This window comes from Streptomyces sp. NPDC043726, from assembly GCF_056436565.1.
The window spans coordinates 102,373-118,181 of the sequence record NZ_JBWKCI010000020.1 but is presented as its reverse complement, the minus strand read 5'-3'; the positions used below and the strand labels follow the sequence as shown (position 1 = coordinate 118,181).

The 15,809-nt window shown below is 69.8% G+C and carries 17 protein-coding genes; 6 read left to right on the top strand and 11 right to left on the bottom strand.

The window, feature by feature from the left end; translation table 11 throughout:
* Positions 1-174: 174 nt before the first annotated feature.
* Positions 175-2,091, bottom strand: a complete 1,917-nt coding sequence (locus AC068Z_RS39175) for a DUF1996 domain-containing protein (RefSeq protein ID WP_478567443.1) — start codon at positions 2,089-2,091, stop codon at positions 175-177.
* Between the two features lie 228 nt (positions 2,092-2,319).
* On the opposite strand from AC068Z_RS39175, the gene AC068Z_RS39170 reads away from it, so the two are divergent.
* A complete protein-coding gene (locus tag AC068Z_RS39170; RefSeq protein ID WP_478567440.1) occupies positions 2,320-3,144 on the top strand; it encodes an aldo/keto reductase in 825 nt (274 codons plus the stop codon).
* Positions 3,145-3,215: 71 nt separating this feature from the next.
* Entirely contained in the window at positions 3,216-4,661 is a 1,446-nt protein-coding gene (locus tag AC068Z_RS39165; RefSeq protein ID WP_478567437.1) for a glyceraldehyde-3-phosphate dehydrogenase, read from the top strand.
* A 67-nt stretch (positions 4,662-4,728) separates the two neighbouring features.
* On the opposite strand, the gene AC068Z_RS39160 is transcribed toward AC068Z_RS39165, so the two are convergent.
* Together AC068Z_RS39160 and AC068Z_RS39155 are read right to left on the bottom strand one after the other, a co-directional pair.
* Positions 4,729-5,238: a hypothetical protein gene (locus tag AC068Z_RS39160; protein WP_478567520.1), complete on the bottom strand. Its 510-nt coding sequence runs from the start codon at positions 5,236-5,238 to the stop codon at positions 4,729-4,731.
* A gap of 63 nt (positions 5,239-5,301) precedes the next feature.
* Positions 5,302-5,754, bottom strand: coding sequence for a flavodoxin family protein (locus AC068Z_RS39155; protein ID WP_478567434.1), 453 nt, complete (start codon positions 5,752-5,754; stop codon positions 5,302-5,304).
* 200 nt (positions 5,755-5,954) lie between these two features.
* Here AC068Z_RS39155 and AC068Z_RS39150 point away from each other — a divergent pair, with 200 nt between their 5' ends.
* Both AC068Z_RS39150 and AC068Z_RS39145 read left to right on the top strand, forming a co-directional pair.
* Entirely contained in the window at positions 5,955-6,323 is a 369-nt protein-coding gene (locus AC068Z_RS39150) for a nucleoside/nucleotide kinase family protein (RefSeq protein ID WP_478567431.1), read from the top strand.
* A 161-nt stretch (positions 6,324-6,484) separates the two neighbouring features.
* The gene (locus tag AC068Z_RS39145; protein WP_478567517.1) at positions 6,485-7,603 is read left to right on the top strand and encodes an acyltransferase family protein; all 1,119 of its coding nucleotides are present in this window, start codon (positions 6,485-6,487) and stop codon (positions 7,601-7,603) included.
* Between the two features lie 75 nt (positions 7,604-7,678).
* Here the strand turns inward: AC068Z_RS39145 and AC068Z_RS39140 are convergent, their stop codons facing one another.
* Both AC068Z_RS39140 and AC068Z_RS39135 read right to left on the bottom strand, forming a co-directional pair.
* Positions 7,679-7,852, bottom strand: a complete 174-nt coding sequence (locus AC068Z_RS39140) for a CsbD family protein (RefSeq protein ID WP_478567428.1) — start codon at positions 7,850-7,852, stop codon at positions 7,679-7,681.
* Between the two features lie 85 nt (positions 7,853-7,937).
* Complete coding sequence (locus tag AC068Z_RS39135) at positions 7,938-8,606, bottom strand: ANTAR domain-containing protein (protein WP_478567425.1); 669 nt, start codon at positions 8,604-8,606, stop codon at positions 7,938-7,940.
* 132 nt (positions 8,607-8,738) lie between these two features.
* Here AC068Z_RS39135 and AC068Z_RS39130 point away from each other — a divergent pair, with 132 nt between their 5' ends.
* Positions 8,739-9,089: a MarR family transcriptional regulator gene (locus tag AC068Z_RS39130; RefSeq protein ID WP_478567422.1), complete on the top strand. Its 351-nt coding sequence runs from the start codon at positions 8,739-8,741 to the stop codon at positions 9,087-9,089.
* On the opposite strand, the gene AC068Z_RS39125 is transcribed toward AC068Z_RS39130, so the two are convergent.
* Together AC068Z_RS39125 and AC068Z_RS39120 are read right to left on the bottom strand one after the other, a co-directional pair.
* Positions 9,062-9,541, bottom strand: a complete 480-nt coding sequence (locus tag AC068Z_RS39125) for an N-acetyltransferase family protein (RefSeq protein ID WP_478567419.1) — start codon at positions 9,539-9,541, stop codon at positions 9,062-9,064. The two genes, AC068Z_RS39130 and AC068Z_RS39125, sit on opposite strands and share 28 nt — an antisense overlap.
* Positions 9,538-10,056 (bottom strand): hypothetical protein, encoded by a 519-nt coding sequence (locus AC068Z_RS39120; protein WP_478567416.1) that lies wholly within the window; start codon positions 10,054-10,056, stop codon positions 9,538-9,540. The genes AC068Z_RS39125 and AC068Z_RS39120 overlap by 4 nt, the downstream gene beginning before the upstream one ends.
* Before the next feature lie 258 nt (positions 10,057-10,314).
* Between AC068Z_RS39120 and AC068Z_RS39115 the strand changes: the two genes are divergently transcribed.
* Entirely contained in the window at positions 10,315-10,929 is a 615-nt protein-coding gene (locus AC068Z_RS39115; RefSeq protein ID WP_478567413.1) for a lipoprotein, read from the top strand.
* A gap of 175 nt (positions 10,930-11,104) precedes the next feature.
* Here AC068Z_RS39115 and AC068Z_RS39110 read toward each other — a convergent pair whose 3' ends face one another.
* From AC068Z_RS39110 to AC068Z_RS39095, 4 genes are read right to left on the bottom strand one after another with little or no spacing between them, the layout of a single operon-like run.
* The gene (locus AC068Z_RS39110) at positions 11,105-12,463 is read right to left on the bottom strand and encodes a GH1 family beta-glucosidase (RefSeq protein ID WP_478567410.1); all 1,359 of its coding nucleotides are present in this window, start codon (positions 12,461-12,463) and stop codon (positions 11,105-11,107) included.
* A gap of 20 nt (positions 12,464-12,483) precedes the next feature.
* Entirely contained in the window at positions 12,484-13,323 is an 840-nt protein-coding gene (locus AC068Z_RS39105; protein ID WP_478567514.1) for a carbohydrate ABC transporter permease, read from the bottom strand.
* A 7-nt stretch (positions 13,324-13,330) separates the two neighbouring features.
* Entirely contained in the window at positions 13,331-14,326 is a 996-nt protein-coding gene (locus AC068Z_RS39100) for a carbohydrate ABC transporter permease (RefSeq protein WP_478567407.1), read from the bottom strand.
* A gap of 4 nt (positions 14,327-14,330) precedes the next feature.
* The gene (locus AC068Z_RS39095) at positions 14,331-15,647 is read right to left on the bottom strand and encodes an ABC transporter substrate-binding protein (protein ID WP_478567404.1); all 1,317 of its coding nucleotides are present in this window, start codon (positions 15,645-15,647) and stop codon (positions 14,331-14,333) included.
* Positions 15,648-15,809: the final 162 nt, after the last annotated feature.

The following is a 15,809-nucleotide window of genomic DNA, read 5'->3' as shown; positions in this document are numbered from 1 at the left end:
GACCGAGCCGGTGGGCTCCTTCAGGGCGCCGACCCGAGCGCGCTGCCCTCGTCCACGGATCCCGTCGGACGTTCCGACGTTGCCCGTGGACGAGGACGAGCTGGAGGTCGTGCACCCGGGTCTGGGGGACATCCCCCGCGGACTACGACCCGTCACATCCCTGGCGGACCTGCCTCACGCCCGGCGTCCGATCCGGCGCAGCAGCACGATCCCGGCGATGACCAGGACCGATCCGGCGGCGGCCGGCCACAGCTTCGCTCCGGTGTCGGCGAGGCTGCCGCCGACGGTCTGCGGCGCGGTACCGGCCGCCTGAGCCTGGTCGGCGCCGACGGCGGCCTGGGACGGGGTCGGCGTGGCCGTCGCCTCGCCGACCTCCTCGGCCGGGGCCTCGGCGGTGCGGGTCGGGGACGGTGAGGTGTACGTCTTGGGCTGGTCGGCCGGAGCGGTGGCCGTCGGCTTGTCGTCCGCCGGGGCCTCGGTGCCCGGGGTGTCGGCCGGCGGCTCCTCCGTGGCGGGCTCGGTCTGTCCGCCGTCGTCACCGGTCGGCGCCGGGTTCTGCGGCTCCTGCGGCTCCTCGGGCTGTTCCGGCTGCTGCGGCTGCTCGGTCTCCTGAGGCTCCTCGGACGGCTCGGGCTGCTGCGGCTGCTCGGTCTCCTGGGGCTCCTCCGGCTGCTGCGGCTCCTCGGGCAGCGCCCCGCCGTCGCACTCCCGGCCCTCGTTGATGCAGTCGACCATCTCGCCCATCAGGTCCTCGTCGAAGACGTTGATGAAGTCGCCGTGGTCGGTGACGGGCTTGTGCAGCTGCTCGGGGAAGGAGTCGACCGCGAAGAGCGGTGTCGTCTGCCCGCCGTCGTCGAGGCTCGGGGCGTCGACGTCGTAGACGATGCGCTGGACGAGCTGCGGAATCGCCTGGAAGCCGCCGGGGCAGGAGCCGTCGGCCGCGGCGAACGCCACGTGAGTGCGGTGGTTGGCGCTGTCGATGTTGCGGCCGTCCCAGCAGCTCTGGAACTTGAACGTGCGCACCACGTCGCTGCCCTCGGGACACAGCGGGTACTTGTCCTTCAGCTGCCGGTCCTCGAACCCGGTGCAGCTCCAGGAGGCGTTGGCGTTGGCCGTGCCGTTGACGAAGGCCTTCGCGTCACCGGTGATGATGCGCAGCAGCCGGGGCATGCCGGTCACCTCGCCCCTCGGGCTGCCCTGGAAGGTCAGGGTGACCTCCTTCGGCGTGACGATCTCGCCCGCGTTGCCCTCGATACCGCCGCCGGGGGCGTTGGCGTCCTGTTCCTGGGTGCCGTTCTGCAGGCGCAGGACGGGCCAGTAGTACGAGGACTTGTCGCCCTGGTTCTCGCAGCTGGTGTCGGCCGCGGCCAGGTCCTCGTCGCTCGCGAAGGCGTCGTTGGCCTGGTTGCCGATGTAGTCGTGGAAGTGGTGGGCGCCGTTGGAGACGCCCGGGGCGACGATGACGTTGTCGGAGTTGAACAGGCCGTTCTCGTTGACCCCGCAACTGGTGGTGAAGGTGCCCTGGGAGGCTCCGTCCCCGGCGGGCGGTACCTGGACGTTCGGCTGGACGGAGTTGATGTCGACGAAGTCAGCGGCGACGGGGCCGTTTCCGCCCTGGCCGCCCTCCGGCTGCTCCTCGGGCACGCTCAGTTCGCAGCCCGCCAGCGCCTCCAGGCCCTCCGGGCGGTCGCCCGCGTTGCCGATCGCCACCGAGATCCGCTCGATGCTCTCGCCCCGCTTCTCCTTCAGCGGATTCATGATCGAGCCGTCGGTGAAGCCGGAGTCCTGCCGCTGTTCCGGCGTGGCCGCCCGCAGTTGCTGGTAGGCCTCGGCTATCTGGGCGTCCAGGGCGGCGAGTTCGTTGTCGACGTCCGTCCTGGCCGCGTCCGGGATCTGCGTCAACTCGGCGCCCACGTCGGGGCAGTCGATCGTGGCGCCGCCGTCCTGCTGGGCCGATCCGCCGTCCCCACCCTCGGTCGCCGAGGCGTAGATATTGGTGGCCACCAGCCCGCCGCCGCCCAGGATCAGCGCGATCGCGGCGAAGGTCGCGCGTCGTGGGCCGGTCGGGCGCCTGCGCGTGTTGCGTCTCAAGGCAGTACTCCTACGTTCGGGGCGAGCGAGCGGACATACAAATCCCTCGCCCCCATACGGACCACGCGCCCGCGTTGTTCAACGGCTCCTCGGATTCATACGAATCTCTCAGCGCACCCCGACATCACCCTCTCTCTTCACAACCCCTCCCGCTTGCACTTAACCCGCGTGCGCAACTATTGTGGTCGCCTGTAAGCGCCTCACGCACAACCCCGAGGAAGCATCACCATGACCACCACCCCCACCGTCACGCTCAACAACGGCGTCAAGATCCCGCAGCTCGGCTTCGGTGTCTTCCAGGTCCCCGACGCCGAGACCACCGCCGCCGTCACCGAGGCCCTCGATGCGGGCTACCGCTCGATCGACACCGCCGCGATCTACGGCAACGAGGCGGGCGTGGGCAAGGCCCTCGCCACCGCCGGACTCGCCCGCGAGGACGTGTTCGTCACGACCAAGCTGTGGAACGCCGATCAGGGTTACGACGCCACCCTCCGGGCCTTCGACGCGAGCCTGGAGGCGCTGGGCCTCACCCATGTCGACCTCTACCTCATCCACTGGCCGACCCCGGCCCGCGATCTGTACCGGGACTCCTGGAAGGCCATCGAGCGCCTGGTGGCCGACGGCAAGGTCCGGGCCGCCGGGGTCTCCAACTTCCAGCCCGCCCATCTGCGGCGGCTGATCGACGGCGCCTCGATCGTCCCGGCCGTCAACCAGATCGAGCTCCACCCCGGCCTCCAGCAGGCGGAACTGCGCGCGCTGCACGCCGAGTTGGGCATCGCCACCGAAGCCTGGAGCCCGCTGGCCCAGGGTGCGGTGCTGGGCGACGAGGCGATCGTCGCCCTCGCCCGGCGGCACGGGAAGTCCCCCGCCCAGGTCGTCCTGCGCTGGCACCTCCAGCTCGGGAACGTGGTGATCCCCAAGTCCGTCACGCCGGAGCGCATCCGCGAGAACCTCGACGTGTTCGATTTCACACTCTCCGACGACGAGCTGACCGCCCTCGCCGCCCTGGACCGTGGCCTGCGCACCGGACCCGACCCGGACGCCTTCAACTGACGGACCCCGATCAAGTCGCTTCGAACAGGCGGGTTAGCATATGAGCACCGCCTAGCTCGAAAGAGACTTCTGTGACTGTCAACGACGACTCGTTCACCAACTGGAAGAACCGCGAGGAGATCGCGGAGTCGATGATCCCGATCATCGGGAAGCTGCACCGGGAGCGGGACGTGACGATCCTGCTGCACAGCCGCTCCTTGGTGAACAAGTCGGTGGTCAGCATCCTGAAGACGCACCGGTTCGCCCGCCAGATCGCGGGCGAGGAGCTGTCGGTCACGGAGACGCTGCCCTTCCTGCAGGCGCTCACCACGCTCGACCTCGGCCCGTCGCAGATCGACATCGGCATGCTCGCCGCGACGTACAAGGCGGACGACCGCGGGCTGTCGGTGGCGGAGTTCACCGCCGAGGCGGTCGCCGGTGCCACGGGCGCCAACAAGCTCGAGCGCGGTGAGGGCCGCGATGTCGTCCTCTACGGCTTCGGCCGCATCGGCCGCCTCGTCGCCCGGCTGCTGATCGAGAAGGCGGGTTCCGGCAACGGCCTGAGGCTGCGGGCCATCGTCGTCCGCGGCGGCGGCGAGCAGGACCTGGTCAAGCGCGCCTCGCTGCTGCGCCGCGACTCCATCCACGGCCAGTTCCAGGGCACGATCACGGTGGACGAGGAGTCCAGCACGATCAACGCCAACGGCAACGCGATCCGGGTGATCTACGCGAACGACCCGTCCGAGGTCGACTACACCGCGTACGGCATCAAGGACGCCATCCTCATCGACAACACCGGCAAGTGGCGCGACCGTGAGGGCCTCTCCAAGCACCTGCGCCCCGGTATCGACAAGGTCGTCCTGACCGCGCCCGGCAAGGGCGACGTCCCGAACATCGTCCACGGCGTCAACCACGACACGATCAAGCCGGACGAGCGGATCCTGTCCTGCGCCTCCTGCACCACCAACGCGATCGTGCCGCCGCTGAAGGCGATGGACGACGAGTACGGCGTCGTGCGCGGCCACGTGGAGACCGTCCACTCGTTCACCAACGACCAGAACCTGCTGGACAACTACCACAAGGCCGACCGCCGGGGCCGCAGCGCGCCGCTGAACATGGTCATCACCGAGACCGGTGCCGCCTCGGCCGTCGCCAAGGCGCTGCCCGACCTCAAGGCGCCGATCACCGGCAGCTCGATCCGGGTGCCCGTGCCGGACGTCTCGATCGCCATCCTCAGCCTGCGCCTGGGCCGTGAGACGACCCGCGACGAGGTCCTCGAGTACCTCCGCGATGTCTCCCTGAACTCGCCGCTCAAGCGCCAGATCGACTTCACGACCGCCCCCGACGCCGTCTCCATGGACTTCGTCGGCTCGCGGCACGCCTCGATCGTCGACGCCGGCGCCACCAAGGTGGACGGCGACAACGCCATCCTCTACCTCTGGTACGACAACGAGTTCGGCTACTCCTGCCAGGTCATCCGGGTCGTCCAGCACGTCTCGGGCGTCGAGTACCCGACCTACCCGGCCCCGGCGGTCTGATCCCGGCTCCTCGTCACGGCGGTGCCCTGCGCGGCGCCGCCGTGCCGTTTTTCCTCACGCGGCTTTCTCACGCGGCGCGCGGCTGTCCCGCGTCCAGTACGTCCATGAGCTCGGCGCGGTGCAGGTCGGCGACCGGGGCCAGCAGGTCGGGGTGGCGCAGCAGCGCGGCCGCCCGCCGGTCGTTGTCGTCGGGGGCGAGCAGCCGCCGGAAGTCGACCGGTGGACCCGCGCTGTGGCCGCCGCCGTCCACCGCGGCCACCGCGAGCCCGGCCAGCGGCGGGTCGGAGAGCAGGCACGCGGCCCAGCTCGCCACGACCTCGTCCACCCAGGTCCGCCAGGCCTCCGCCGCCCCGTCCGCGCCCGTGATCCAGTCGAGCCGGAGCGAGCCACCGGACCCGGCCATGCCAGCGAGCGCGGCGTCCGTCGGCGTCGGATAGCGCAGCCAGGCCGCGACCGTGACGGCCTGACGCGCCTGGGCGTCGCACAGGGCGCCGGCCAGGGCACCGCCGTTCGGCGGGAACGCGCACGTGAGCCAGCGGGCGGTCGCAGCGATGAGCGAGGAGAAGTCCGAGAGCACGGGCATGCCGTCCGAGGGGTGCGACGGGGCGGGGGTATCGCTACACGGTAGCTGCCCGCTCCGTCAGTCCATCAGTCCCGCGGCCAGCGTCGCCCCCAGCTCCCAGCACGCCTGGAGATCGGCCTTGGCCGGCTCGCCGGTCACCGTCACCGCCTCGGCCGCGCGCCGCCAGCCCAGTCCCGTCGCCACCGACTCGACGGACCGCACCGCGCCGGTGACGTCGTTCCCGCCGTGCACGTAGTAGCCGAAGGGCCGCCCGCGCGTGGCGTCCAGGCACGGGTAATAGACCTGGTCGAAGAAGTGCTTCAGGGCGCCGGACATGTAGCCGAGGTTCGCCGGGGTGCCGAGCAGGAAGGCGTCGGCGGCCAGGACGTCGGACGCGGTGGCGGCCAGCGCGGCCCGCCGGACCACCGTGACGCCCTCGATCTCGGGCGCGGTGGCCCCGGAGATCACGGCCTCCAGCATCGCCTGACAGTGGGGCGAGGGAGTGTGGTGCACGATCAGCAGAGTTGCCACGACCGCACCCTGCCCCGACCGCCCCGGTGCCCGCAACTTCGGAGTCCCTACGTCCGGTTATGCCCCGGCATCGTGTGTTTCCCAGGGAATTCCCCTGACCCGGCCGGGCAAAGGAGGGTGCTCAACGGCGGTATCGTCACGGAATTCAAGGGGAGGCGAACTTCCGCACGCGTGGTGCGCGGGGAGGCGTGAGTCACCAGGTGAGCGATCCGAGATGCCGGTGCAGTTGCCCGGGCGCGACGGTCTGGGTCACCGGCCGGCCCCTGGCCGACCGCCTGGCCGCCGCCTACGCGCTGGCCGAGCGACTGCTGGCACAGGCACGGCGGGTGACGGTCCTCGACCGGTACGACGACCTGCGCGCCGACGCGGCGCGCCTGGGCCTGGTGGCGGAGGTACTCGCCCGCAACGGCCTCGTGGTGATCGTCCCGTGTGCCGCGGAAGGATGCGCCGCGGTGCGTTCACGTCACGAGGCGAGTGGTACCCGCTATGTCGAAGTGTCCGTGACCGGCCGCAAAAGCCCCGAGGAGTCCGCTTCGGCGGTGCTCGGGCGGCTTGTCCCACACGACTGAGGCTGTGCGAGCCCGACCGGGAGATACGGCGGTCACATCATGACCGTCCGGGTTTACGCGGCTGAGGTTGCGTGACTACGGTGTCCCGGTGTCGTCACAAGGGCCACACAGTTAACTCTTGTTAGAGGTGTTCTGCTCTGTCTGGGTTCCGTCAGGATGGGATCGCGCAGCAAACGCTGCCCACGCGCAGCCTCGGACAGGCTCAGGCACCCCCCGGGGCTGACGCCGCCGCGCAGACCGGACGGACTGCTCGGTCGGTCAAGGAGCGGGACGCGTTCTTCGACAACGCCAAGTACCTGGCCATCGTGCTGGTGGCGATGGGGCACGCCTGGGAGCCCCTGCGCGACGAGAGCCGGACGGTCACGGCGCTGTACATGGTCGTCTACGCCTTCCACATGCCCGCGTTCATCGTCATATCCGGCTACTTCTCGCGGAGTTTCGACGCGACCCCGGGACGCGTGAAGCGGCTGGTGACCGGCGTCGCCGTGCCGTACGTCGTCTTCGAGGTGGCGTACACCTTCTTCACGCGCTGGACGGACAACGAGCCGGACCGCGACATCAGCCTGCTGGACCCGCTGTATCTGACGTGGTTCCTCGCGGCGTTGTTCATCTGGCGGCTGACGACGCCGATCTGGCGGATCGTGAAGTGGCCGCTGCCCATCGCCCTCGGCATCGCCATGCTGGCCACCCTGACGCCGACCATCGGCAACGAACTCGACCTCCAGCGGGCGCTGCAGTTCCTGCCCTACTTCGTCCTCGGTCTGGTGCTGAAGCCGAAGCACTTCGAGCTGGTGCGCCGTCGTGAGGTGCGGATGCTGGCGGTGCCGACCTTCCTGTGCGCGGCCGTGGTGGCGTACTGGGCGGTCCCGCGGATGAACTACGCCTGGTTCTTCCACCGCACCAGCGCCCAGGAGCTGGCCGCGCCGCACTGGTACGGGCCGGTGATGACCCTGGTCCTGTTCGGCTGCTCGGTCGTCCTGGTCGCCTGCTTCCTCTCCCTGGTGCCCCGGCGCGGTACGTGGTTCACGGCCCTGGGCGCCGGCACGCTGTACGGCTATCTGCTGCACGGCTTCGTCGTCCAGGCCGCCAACCACTGGCACTGGTCCCACCTCGAAGGCGCTCACACACCGCTCGGGAAGATCGCGGTCACGCTGGTGGCCGGTGCGGTGGTGACAGTGCTGTGCACGCCGCCGGTGCGGCGGATGTTCCGGTTCGCGATGGAGCCGAAGATGGACTGGGCCTTCCGGCGCGATCCGGCGGACGTCGCCCGGTCCCGCTGAGACCGGGCGGCGGGGGCGGCGGCCACGCAGGCGCTCGGAGGCGGGCGTGGGGGCGCAGTGCCGGGACGCGGGGGCTCAGTGCCGGGTCGCGTCCTTGGTCTTCTCCTTGGCCTGGCGTACGTCGCCCTTCGCCTGTTCCACCCGGCCCTCGTCGGCCATCCGCTCATTGCCCATCGCGCGGCCTGCCGCTTCCTTGGCCTTGCCCTTGGCCTGCTCCATCTTTGCCTTGGCCTTCTGCTGTCGCGCCATGACGCCTCACCCCACACCGTGCTCGGGATCACTGTTCGGCCCCCGGGTGAACCAGGACGCGGAAGCTAAACGGAGCACATGGGCATCAGCGCTCGTCGCAGACCCTGGCGACCGCCGCCGACAGCTGCTTCTGCACCGGCTCACTGAGCGCCTCGCCCCTGACCGTCGCCACCAGGTCCTGGGCCAGGTGGTGGAGCTTGGTGTTGGTGTTCTGGGAGGCCATGACCAGGACCGCCCAGGCGTCCTCGGGCTTGAGCCCGAAGGAGGCCATCAGGATGCCCCGGGCCAGATCGATCGTGGGGCGGGTCTGCATGGCCCGCCGCAACTGGACGACTTCGATCCGCAGGTCTTGCAGCATGATCTCGTCCTCGGTCTCGTCCGAGAGGGAAGACTCCATGTCGTCGGCGTCCTCCTCCGCCGGGGCGAACAGGGAGAAGGTGCTGGTCAGCGTGAGGAGCCGTTCGGCCACGGGACCGGCCGAACGCACCAGCAGGGTCTTGCCCTCACGCAGGGCGCGCTGCCGCAGGCCGAGGAGGATGTTCAGCGCGGCGCAGTCCCAGAACTCCACTCCCGTCAGATCAAGGTCGACGCCATGGACCGAGCGACCCAGAGCCTCGCGCAGGGCGCGCTCCAGGTCCGGGACCACCTCGAGGTCGAGCTCGCCTCTGACGGCCACGGCCATACGGTCGCCGTCCGGCCGGATCCGGATCTCCGGCGCGTACGGCGAACCCATCGCCGACGTCGTGTCAGTCATGACCGCCTCCACCGGCCACCCGGGCCTTTCTGTCGCTTCCAGCGTCACTGCTACCCACGTAACACGTCAAGTGATACATGAAATCTTGTTCGTGTTTTTGAATACGCGAATGATCAACCGTACAATCGCCGCATGGAGGGAGTTCCGGAACCACACAGCGGATGGACGTTCTTGACCAATCACGCCCGCGTCCTGGCCGCCATCGCAGACGACCACAGTGCCCGTATCAGGGACATCGCCGTGCACTGCCGGCTCACCGAGCGGGCCGTGCAGAAGATCATCGCCGACCTGGAACAGGCCGGATACCTCTCCCACACCCGGGAGGGACGCAGCAACACATACCGGATCGAACCCGGTAAGGCGCTGCGTCACCCGGCCGAAGCGGCGGCGGGGGTGACAGTCGCGTCCCTGCTGTCGCTGCTCGCCCAGGACGAGGCCACGCGCAGCGGCCGGACTCAGTCGACGTCGACGGGAAGGGCGTAGCGCCGCTTCTCCTTGGCACGGGCGCCGAGACGGTCGTAGAACCTGATCGCGTCCGTGTTCCAGAGCGGTGTGTTCCACTGGACCTGGGCGAGTCCGCGCTCGCGCGCCTCGTCCACGACGGCCTTCATCAGCAACGGGCCGACGCCCAGGCCCCGGTGGCCGTCGCGGAGGAAGAGACAGTCCATGTGGAGGTACTCCGTGCCCTCCCAGGTGGACACTTCGGGGGCGCAGGAGGCGTAGCCGATGAGCGCGCCGCCGTCGAGCTCCGCGACGAAGCAGGACAGCCGTGGCGGGCTCGCCGGGCCGAACAGGAGCGTTTCCAGGCGCCGGGCCAGGTCTGCCGGGGGCGGCGACGCCTTCTCGTAGGCGGCGTGCTCGGCCGCCAGGGCGGCGACGTCCGCGAGGTCTTCGGGGCGGGCGGGCCGTACCCGCGCGGACCGGGCGGCCGTCAACGGACCTCACCCTCGAGTGTGTCGGCGCGCCAGGCGTCCAGCCGGGCGTCGAGAGTGCCGTCCCCGTCCAGCACCTGGCGGCTGAACGCGTCCCGTTCATGGGCCAGTACGGCCGCCTCCCACACGCAAGGCGCCAGCCCCGTGCGGCCGGGGCGCAGGGCGTCGGGGTCCCCGGCCGGGCCGGTGAAGACCGCGAGGTCGGACATGTGGCCCTCGATCCAGGTGTGCACCAGGACGTAGTCGCCGTCGCCGCCCGCGTGCAGCAACAGCACGGCAAGGCCCAGGGAGCCGCGCAGCCAGGCCGAACCGAGGTGGTCCTCAGCGATCCGCAGCGCCGCCTGGGCGTCCTGGTCCGTCAGCACACGTCCGGGCGCCTCGATGGCGTACGACTTCACCAGATGCCCGGCGATCTCATGTCCGCCCAGGGAGCGCACGGCACGTGCGTGGTGGCCCTCGGCCAGCGCCAGCAACCCGGCCGCCCGGGCGGAGGAGCGCAGTTCGTCGATGTCCGTCACCCGCTCATCATGCACTGCCGCCGGTCCCGCCATAAGTACCGCCTGCCGCCGACCAGTTGGCCCTCGACCAGCGCGTCTGCACTTGGTGCGGGGCGGCTGTCCTGCCGACACGGCCGAGGTCGACCTCGGTCGCAACCCAAGCAGCCGGAACCCGCGCCTCCGCGCGCGCCCCTGCATGGGAGCACCGCAGTCGGTGCTCGGGGGACCTGGCGGGCTCGGTTAGTCTGTGCCGCCGGGTTCGCGAGGGGGAGAAGAGAAGTGACAGGACGTCGTGCGGCTTGTGCTGCGGTGCTGGTCGCGCTGGTGACGGGGTGTTCGGAGGCGACGGAGGGGAGCGGCGACGCGAAGGCGTCGGCCAGTGCGTCGGCGACCACCGCCGGCTCCTCCGCCGTCCGCAGGGGTGGATCCATCGGGGCCGGGGGCTCCGCGTGCGAGCTGCCGGTCACGTTCGACACCGCCGAGAAATGGACGTCGGAGGCCGTCGAGGCCCCGTTGGAGCAGGGTCCGGTCGCCCTGGCCTGTGAGATCGACGCCAAGCCCGCGGGCAGCATCGGCTTCCTGCGGGTCTGGACCGGCAAGCCGGGCAACGCCGACGCCCGTGGCGTGCTGCAGGCCTTCGTCTCGGCCGACGGCGAGGCGAGCAAGGAGAAGTACGCCACCTTCACCGTCGGCGCCCTCAAGGGTGTGGAGGTCTCGTACCTCTACACCAACGAGTTCCTGGACGGGACGAAGGAAGAGCGGGCCCTGGCCGTCGAGACCGACCAGGGACCCGTCGTCCTGCATCTCGGCGGCCTGGACACCGAGGAGCACCGCGCGATGCTCCCGGCGTACGAGCTGGCGAAGAAGACCCTGCGCACCGGCGGGGACGAGTAGGGGCACTCAGCCCCTCTGTTCCACCCGCACCCAGTCCACCTCCGCCTGCGCTCCCCCGGCCGCGATCGGGTCCACGCTGGACCGCGGCAGGCCCCGGTAAGGGCCTCATGACGTGCACCGCTCCCCGCAGTGCGGTGGGCGCGGGCTCCGGCCCCCGCGCCCACCGCGGTCCGCGTCAGGCCGCCTTGCGGGCCTGGTTCCGGTGGTCCCGGATGACGTCGGCGTAGCGGCGTCCGGTGCCCTTGATCGTGCGCTTCTGGGTCCGGTAGTCCACGTGGATCAGGCCGAACCGCTTCTCGTAGCCGTAGGCCCACTCGAAGTTGTCCAGCAGCGACCAGGCGAAGTAGCCGGCCAGCGGGGCGCCCTTGCGGGCCGCCGAGGCGCAGGCGGCGAGGTGCCGGACCAGGTAGTCCTGGCGCTCGGGGTCGTCGACGGTGCCGTCGGGCCGTACCACGTCCGGGAAGGCCGAGCCGTTCTCGGTGACGTACAGCTTGCGCGGCCCGTACTCCTCCGTCAGGCGCAGCAGCAGTGTCTCCAGACCGCCCGCGTCGATCTCCCAGTCCATGCCGGTGCGCGGGGCGTCCGGGCGGCGCACCATGCGGGCGTACGGCGCGGGGCCCTCGGGGTCGTCCACCAGGTACTGCGGGAAGTAGTAGTTCAGGCCCAGCCAGTCCAGCGGCGTCGCGATCGTCTCCAGGTCGCCCGGAAGCTCGGGGAGGTCGACGCCGTAGGTCTCGATCATGTCGGCCGGGAAGCCGCGGCCGTGCACCGGGTCCAGCCACCAGCGGTTGACGTGGCCGTCCTGGCGGCGGACCGCCGCCAGGTCCTCGGGGCGGTCGCCGCCGGGGAACATCGTGGAGAGGTTGTTGACGATGCCGACCTCGGCGCCGGGCGCGGCGGCGCGGATCGCCTGGGTGGCCAGACCGTGCCCGAGCAGCAGGTGGTAGGAGGCGCGGACGGCGGCGGTCAGGTCGGTCAGGCCCGGCGCCATCTTGCCCTCCAGGTGGCCGATCCAGGCCGAGCAGGAGGGCTCGTTGAGGGTGGCGAAGTGCTTCACCCGGTCGCCGAGCCGGCCCGCGACCACCGAGGCGTACGCGGCGAAGTGCTCGGCGGTCTCCCGCTCGGGCCAGCCGCCGCGGTCCTGGAGGGCCTGCGGCAGGTCCCAGTGGTACAGCGTGACCGAGGGGGTGATGCCCGCCTCGAGCAGGGCGTCGATCAACTGGTCGTAGAAGTCCAGGCCCTTGGCGTTGACCGCGCCGTCGCCGCCGGGCAGCACCCGCGGCCAGGCGACGGACAACCGGTAGGCGTCGGTGCCCAGTTCACCCATGAGCGCGATGTCCTCGCGCCAGCGGTGGTAGTGGTCGCAGGCGAGGTCGCCGGTGTCGCCGTTCGCGACCTTGCCGGGGGTGTGCGAGAAGGTGTCCCAGATCGACGGCGATCGGCCATCCTCCGCCACGGCTCCCTCGATCTGATAGGCCGCTGTGGCCGTGCCCCACAGGAAGTCGTGCGGAAGCGCGCCGAAATCGATGGTCACGTAATTCCTTTCAGAGACGGTCACTTGACGGCTCCCGCCGTCAGACCGGCGACGAGGTAGCGCTGCATGAGGAGGAAGCCCGCGACGACCGGGACGCTGACGACCAGCGAGGCGGCCATGACCTGGTTCCAGTAGACGTCGTAGAGCGTGGAGTAGCCCTGGAGGCCGACGGCGAGGGTGCGGGTGGTCTCGTTGGTCATCACCGACGCGAACAGCACCTCGCCCCAGGCGGTCATGAAGGCGTAGACGGCGACCGCGACGATCCCGGGGATCGCCGCCGGCACGACCACGCGGAACAGCGCGCCGAGCGGGCCGCAGCCGTCGACCAGCGCCGCCTCGTCGAGATCGCGGGGCACCGAGTCGAAGTACCCGATCAGCATCCAGATCGAGAACGGCAGCGAGAAGGTCAGATACGTCAGGATCAGTCCGCCGCGCGAGCCGAACAGGGCGATGCCGGTGGCGTTGCCGATGTTGACGTAGATCAGGAACAGCGGGAGCAGGAACAGGATGCCCGGGAACATCTGCGTCGACAGGACGGTGACCGTGAAGACGCGCTTGCCGCGGAAGCTGTAGCGGCTGACGGCGTAGGCCGCGAAGACCGCGATCACCACCGAGCAGAAGGCCGCCGCGCCCGCCACGATCAGCGAGTTCACGAAGTACCGGGCGAGGGGGACGGTCGACCAGATGTCGATGTACGGGCGGATCGTCAGCTCGCTGGGCAGCCACCGGAACTGGCCGGTGACGTCGGACAGCGGCTTCAGCGAGCTGGAGATCATGACGTACACCGGCAGCAGGACGAAGCCGGCCAGCAGGGTCAGGAAGATCCGTCGGGTCCACAGGAACGAACGCGGGGGCGCCATCGGTGAGTCAGCCATGCTTGGGGCCCTTCCGTTCGCGCGAGGTGACGGCGAGGTAGACGCCCGTGACCAGCAGCAGGAAGAGCAGCAGCAGGACCGACATGGCCGAGCCGGTGCCGAAGTTCCAGCTGACGAAGGACGCCTGGTAGATGTGGACCGAGATCAGGTCGGCCGCCTCGGGCGGGGTCTTGCCGAACAGGACGTACGGCGTGTTGAAGTCGTTGAACGTCCACAGGAACAGCACGATCACCAGGACCTGGTTGACCGGGCGCAGCGAGGGCAGGGTGATGCGGCGGATCTGCTGCCAGATGCCGGCGCCGTCCAGGTTGGCCGCCTCGTACAGCTCCTTCGGGATGTTCTGCAGTCCGGCCATCACGATGAGGAAGGCGAACGGCCAGCCCTTCCACACGGACACGACCAGCAGCGCCCAGAAGCTGTTGTCGCCGATCAGCCAGAAGGACGGCTTGTCGGTGAGGCCGAGCTGGTCGTGCACGACATGGTTCACCAGGCCGTTGTCGTGCTGGAACATGAAGACCCAGGTGATGACGGCCGCGTAGACGGGCAGCGCGTACGGCACCAGGAACAGGGCCCGCAGCAGACCGCGGCCGCGGAAGGTGTCCTGCATGCAGATCGCCGCCGCCGTGCCGATCAGCCAGCACAGGCCGACCGAGGCCACGGTGAAGCCGACGGTGACGAAGAAGGACTTCAGCAGCGCCTCTCCGACGGCGCCGTCGAAGTCCACCGACACCTGGTAGTTGTCCAGGCCCGCCCAGGGGGCGGCGCCCCAGTCGCGGATGTAGAACTGGGTGAGTTCCTTGAAGCTCATCACGATGCCGATGGCCATCGGCACCAGATGGACGAGGAGTTCGAGGAGCAGTGCGGGCAGGAGGAGCAGGTAGGGCAGTCCGATGCGGCGGACGCGGTCCGGGAGGCGGCGGCGCGGTTTCCGCGCCGCCGTCTTGCCGGGAGCTCCCTCACGCACCGGGAGTTCGACAGTGCTGGTCATGCGCTCACGCCGCCGGCATCTGCTGCTGGGCCTTCTCCAGGGCCGCCTTCACCGACTCCGTGGTCACCTCGCGGCCGGCGGCCGCGTCGGCGAACAGCTCCTTGATGGCCGTACCCACGGCCGTCTCGAACTGGGACTCGTCGGCGACCTGGGGAGCGGCGACCGCGCTCTTGGCGAGGGTGTCCTTCAGGACGGCGTTGGCCGGGGTGTTGAAGGCCTCGTCCTCCTGGGCCGTCTTGACCGGCGGAATGGAGCTGTAGGCGGTGTTGAGGATCTTCTGCTCGGCGTCGCTCGTCATGAACTTGACGAACTCCTTGGCGCCGTCGACGTTGTCGGTGTTCTTGAAGACGGCCATGTTGATGCCCATGACCATCGAGTTGACGCCGGTGCCGGTGCCGGGGGTGCCGGACTTCACCGGCACCGGGGCGATGCCGAAGTCGTCCTCGCTCATGCCCTGCGAGATCAGGTTGGCGGAGGCGGACTGCCACAGCAGCATGCCGGTCTTGCCGGTCGCGAAGTCGCTCACCGACTGGTTCTGCGCGTACTCGGCGTTGCCGGGCGCGATGACCTTGTCCTTGGACATCAGCTCGACGAACTGCTTGACGCCGGCGACGGCGCCGTCGTTGGTGAAGTCGGCCTTGCCGTCGGGGGTGAAGAAGTCACCGCCGTTCTGCTTGGCGAAGACGACCGCGTGGTGGATGTTCTCCGACGGGTTCGCGCCCTCGAAGGCCGCGCCCCACTTTCCGTCCTTGGACAGCTTCTTGCCGGCCGCGACGAACTCGTCCCAGGTGACCGGCGGCTTCGCTATGCCCGCGTCGGCGAACATCTTCTTGTTGTAGTAGAGCGCGTAGGACATCGAGTACAGCGGCACGGCGGCCGGGTCCTGGCCCTCGGCGCCCGCGGAGGCGAGCGCCGAGTCGACGAAGCGGTCCTTGCCGCCGATCGCGTCGAAGTTCTTCGCGTCCCACGGCAGCAGGGCGCCGGTGGCCTGCAGCGAGGCGCTCCAGGTGTTGCCGATGTTCAGGACGTCCGGGCCCTGGCCCGAGGTGGTGGCGGTGAGGATCCGGTTGAGCAGGTCCGACCAGGGCACGACCTCCAGCTTCACCTTGATGCCGGTCTGCTTCTCGAACTTGTCGAGCTCGGGCTGGAGGACCTCCTTGTCGACCTCGATGCTCTTGCCCTGGTTGGAGGCCCAGTAGGTGAGGGTCTTGGGCTCGGCGTTGGATCCTTCCGAGTCGGACGACCCCCCGCCGCAGGCAGCCACGGTGAGGGCGAGCGAAAGAGTAAGGGCGCCGATGGCTGCGACTCTGCTTCTGCGCATGCTTCAGAGGCCTTCCGGGAAGTGGCACTGGTCGCCCGCAGGGGATCCGGAGCATCGCCCCGTGTGCGGACCCGCACCCCCCACGGCTTAATTTAGGACGTGAGTTAAGCGTCAAGCTAAGATCGCGTCAAGAGCCCCGGCCCAGGTGGTCGCGGCGAAGGC

Coding starts and splice junctions, on each gene's coding strand:
- AC068Z_RS39170 (WP_478567440.1), top strand. CDS start 2,320: ATGACCACCACCCCCACCGTCACGCTCAACAACGGCGTCAAGATCCCG.
- AC068Z_RS39140 (WP_478567428.1), bottom strand. CDS start 7,852: ATGGCGCGACAGCAGAAGGCCAAGGCAAAGATGGAGCAGGCCAAGGGC.
- AC068Z_RS39135 (WP_478567425.1), bottom strand. CDS start 8,606: ATGACTGACACGACGTCGGCGATGGGTTCGCCGTACGCGCCGGAGATC.
- AC068Z_RS39130 (WP_478567422.1), top strand. CDS start 8,739: ATGGAGGGAGTTCCGGAACCACACAGCGGATGGACGTTCTTGACCAAT.
- AC068Z_RS39105 (WP_478567514.1), bottom strand. CDS start 13,323: ATGGCGCCCCCGCGTTCGTTCCTGTGGACCCGACGGATCTTCCTGACC.
- AC068Z_RS39100 (WP_478567407.1), bottom strand. CDS start 14,326: ATGACCAGCACTGTCGAACTCCCGGTGCGTGAGGGAGCTCCCGGCAAG.
- AC068Z_RS39095 (WP_478567404.1), bottom strand. CDS start 15,647: ATGCGCAGAAGCAGAGTCGCAGCCATCGGCGCCCTTACTCTTTCGCTC.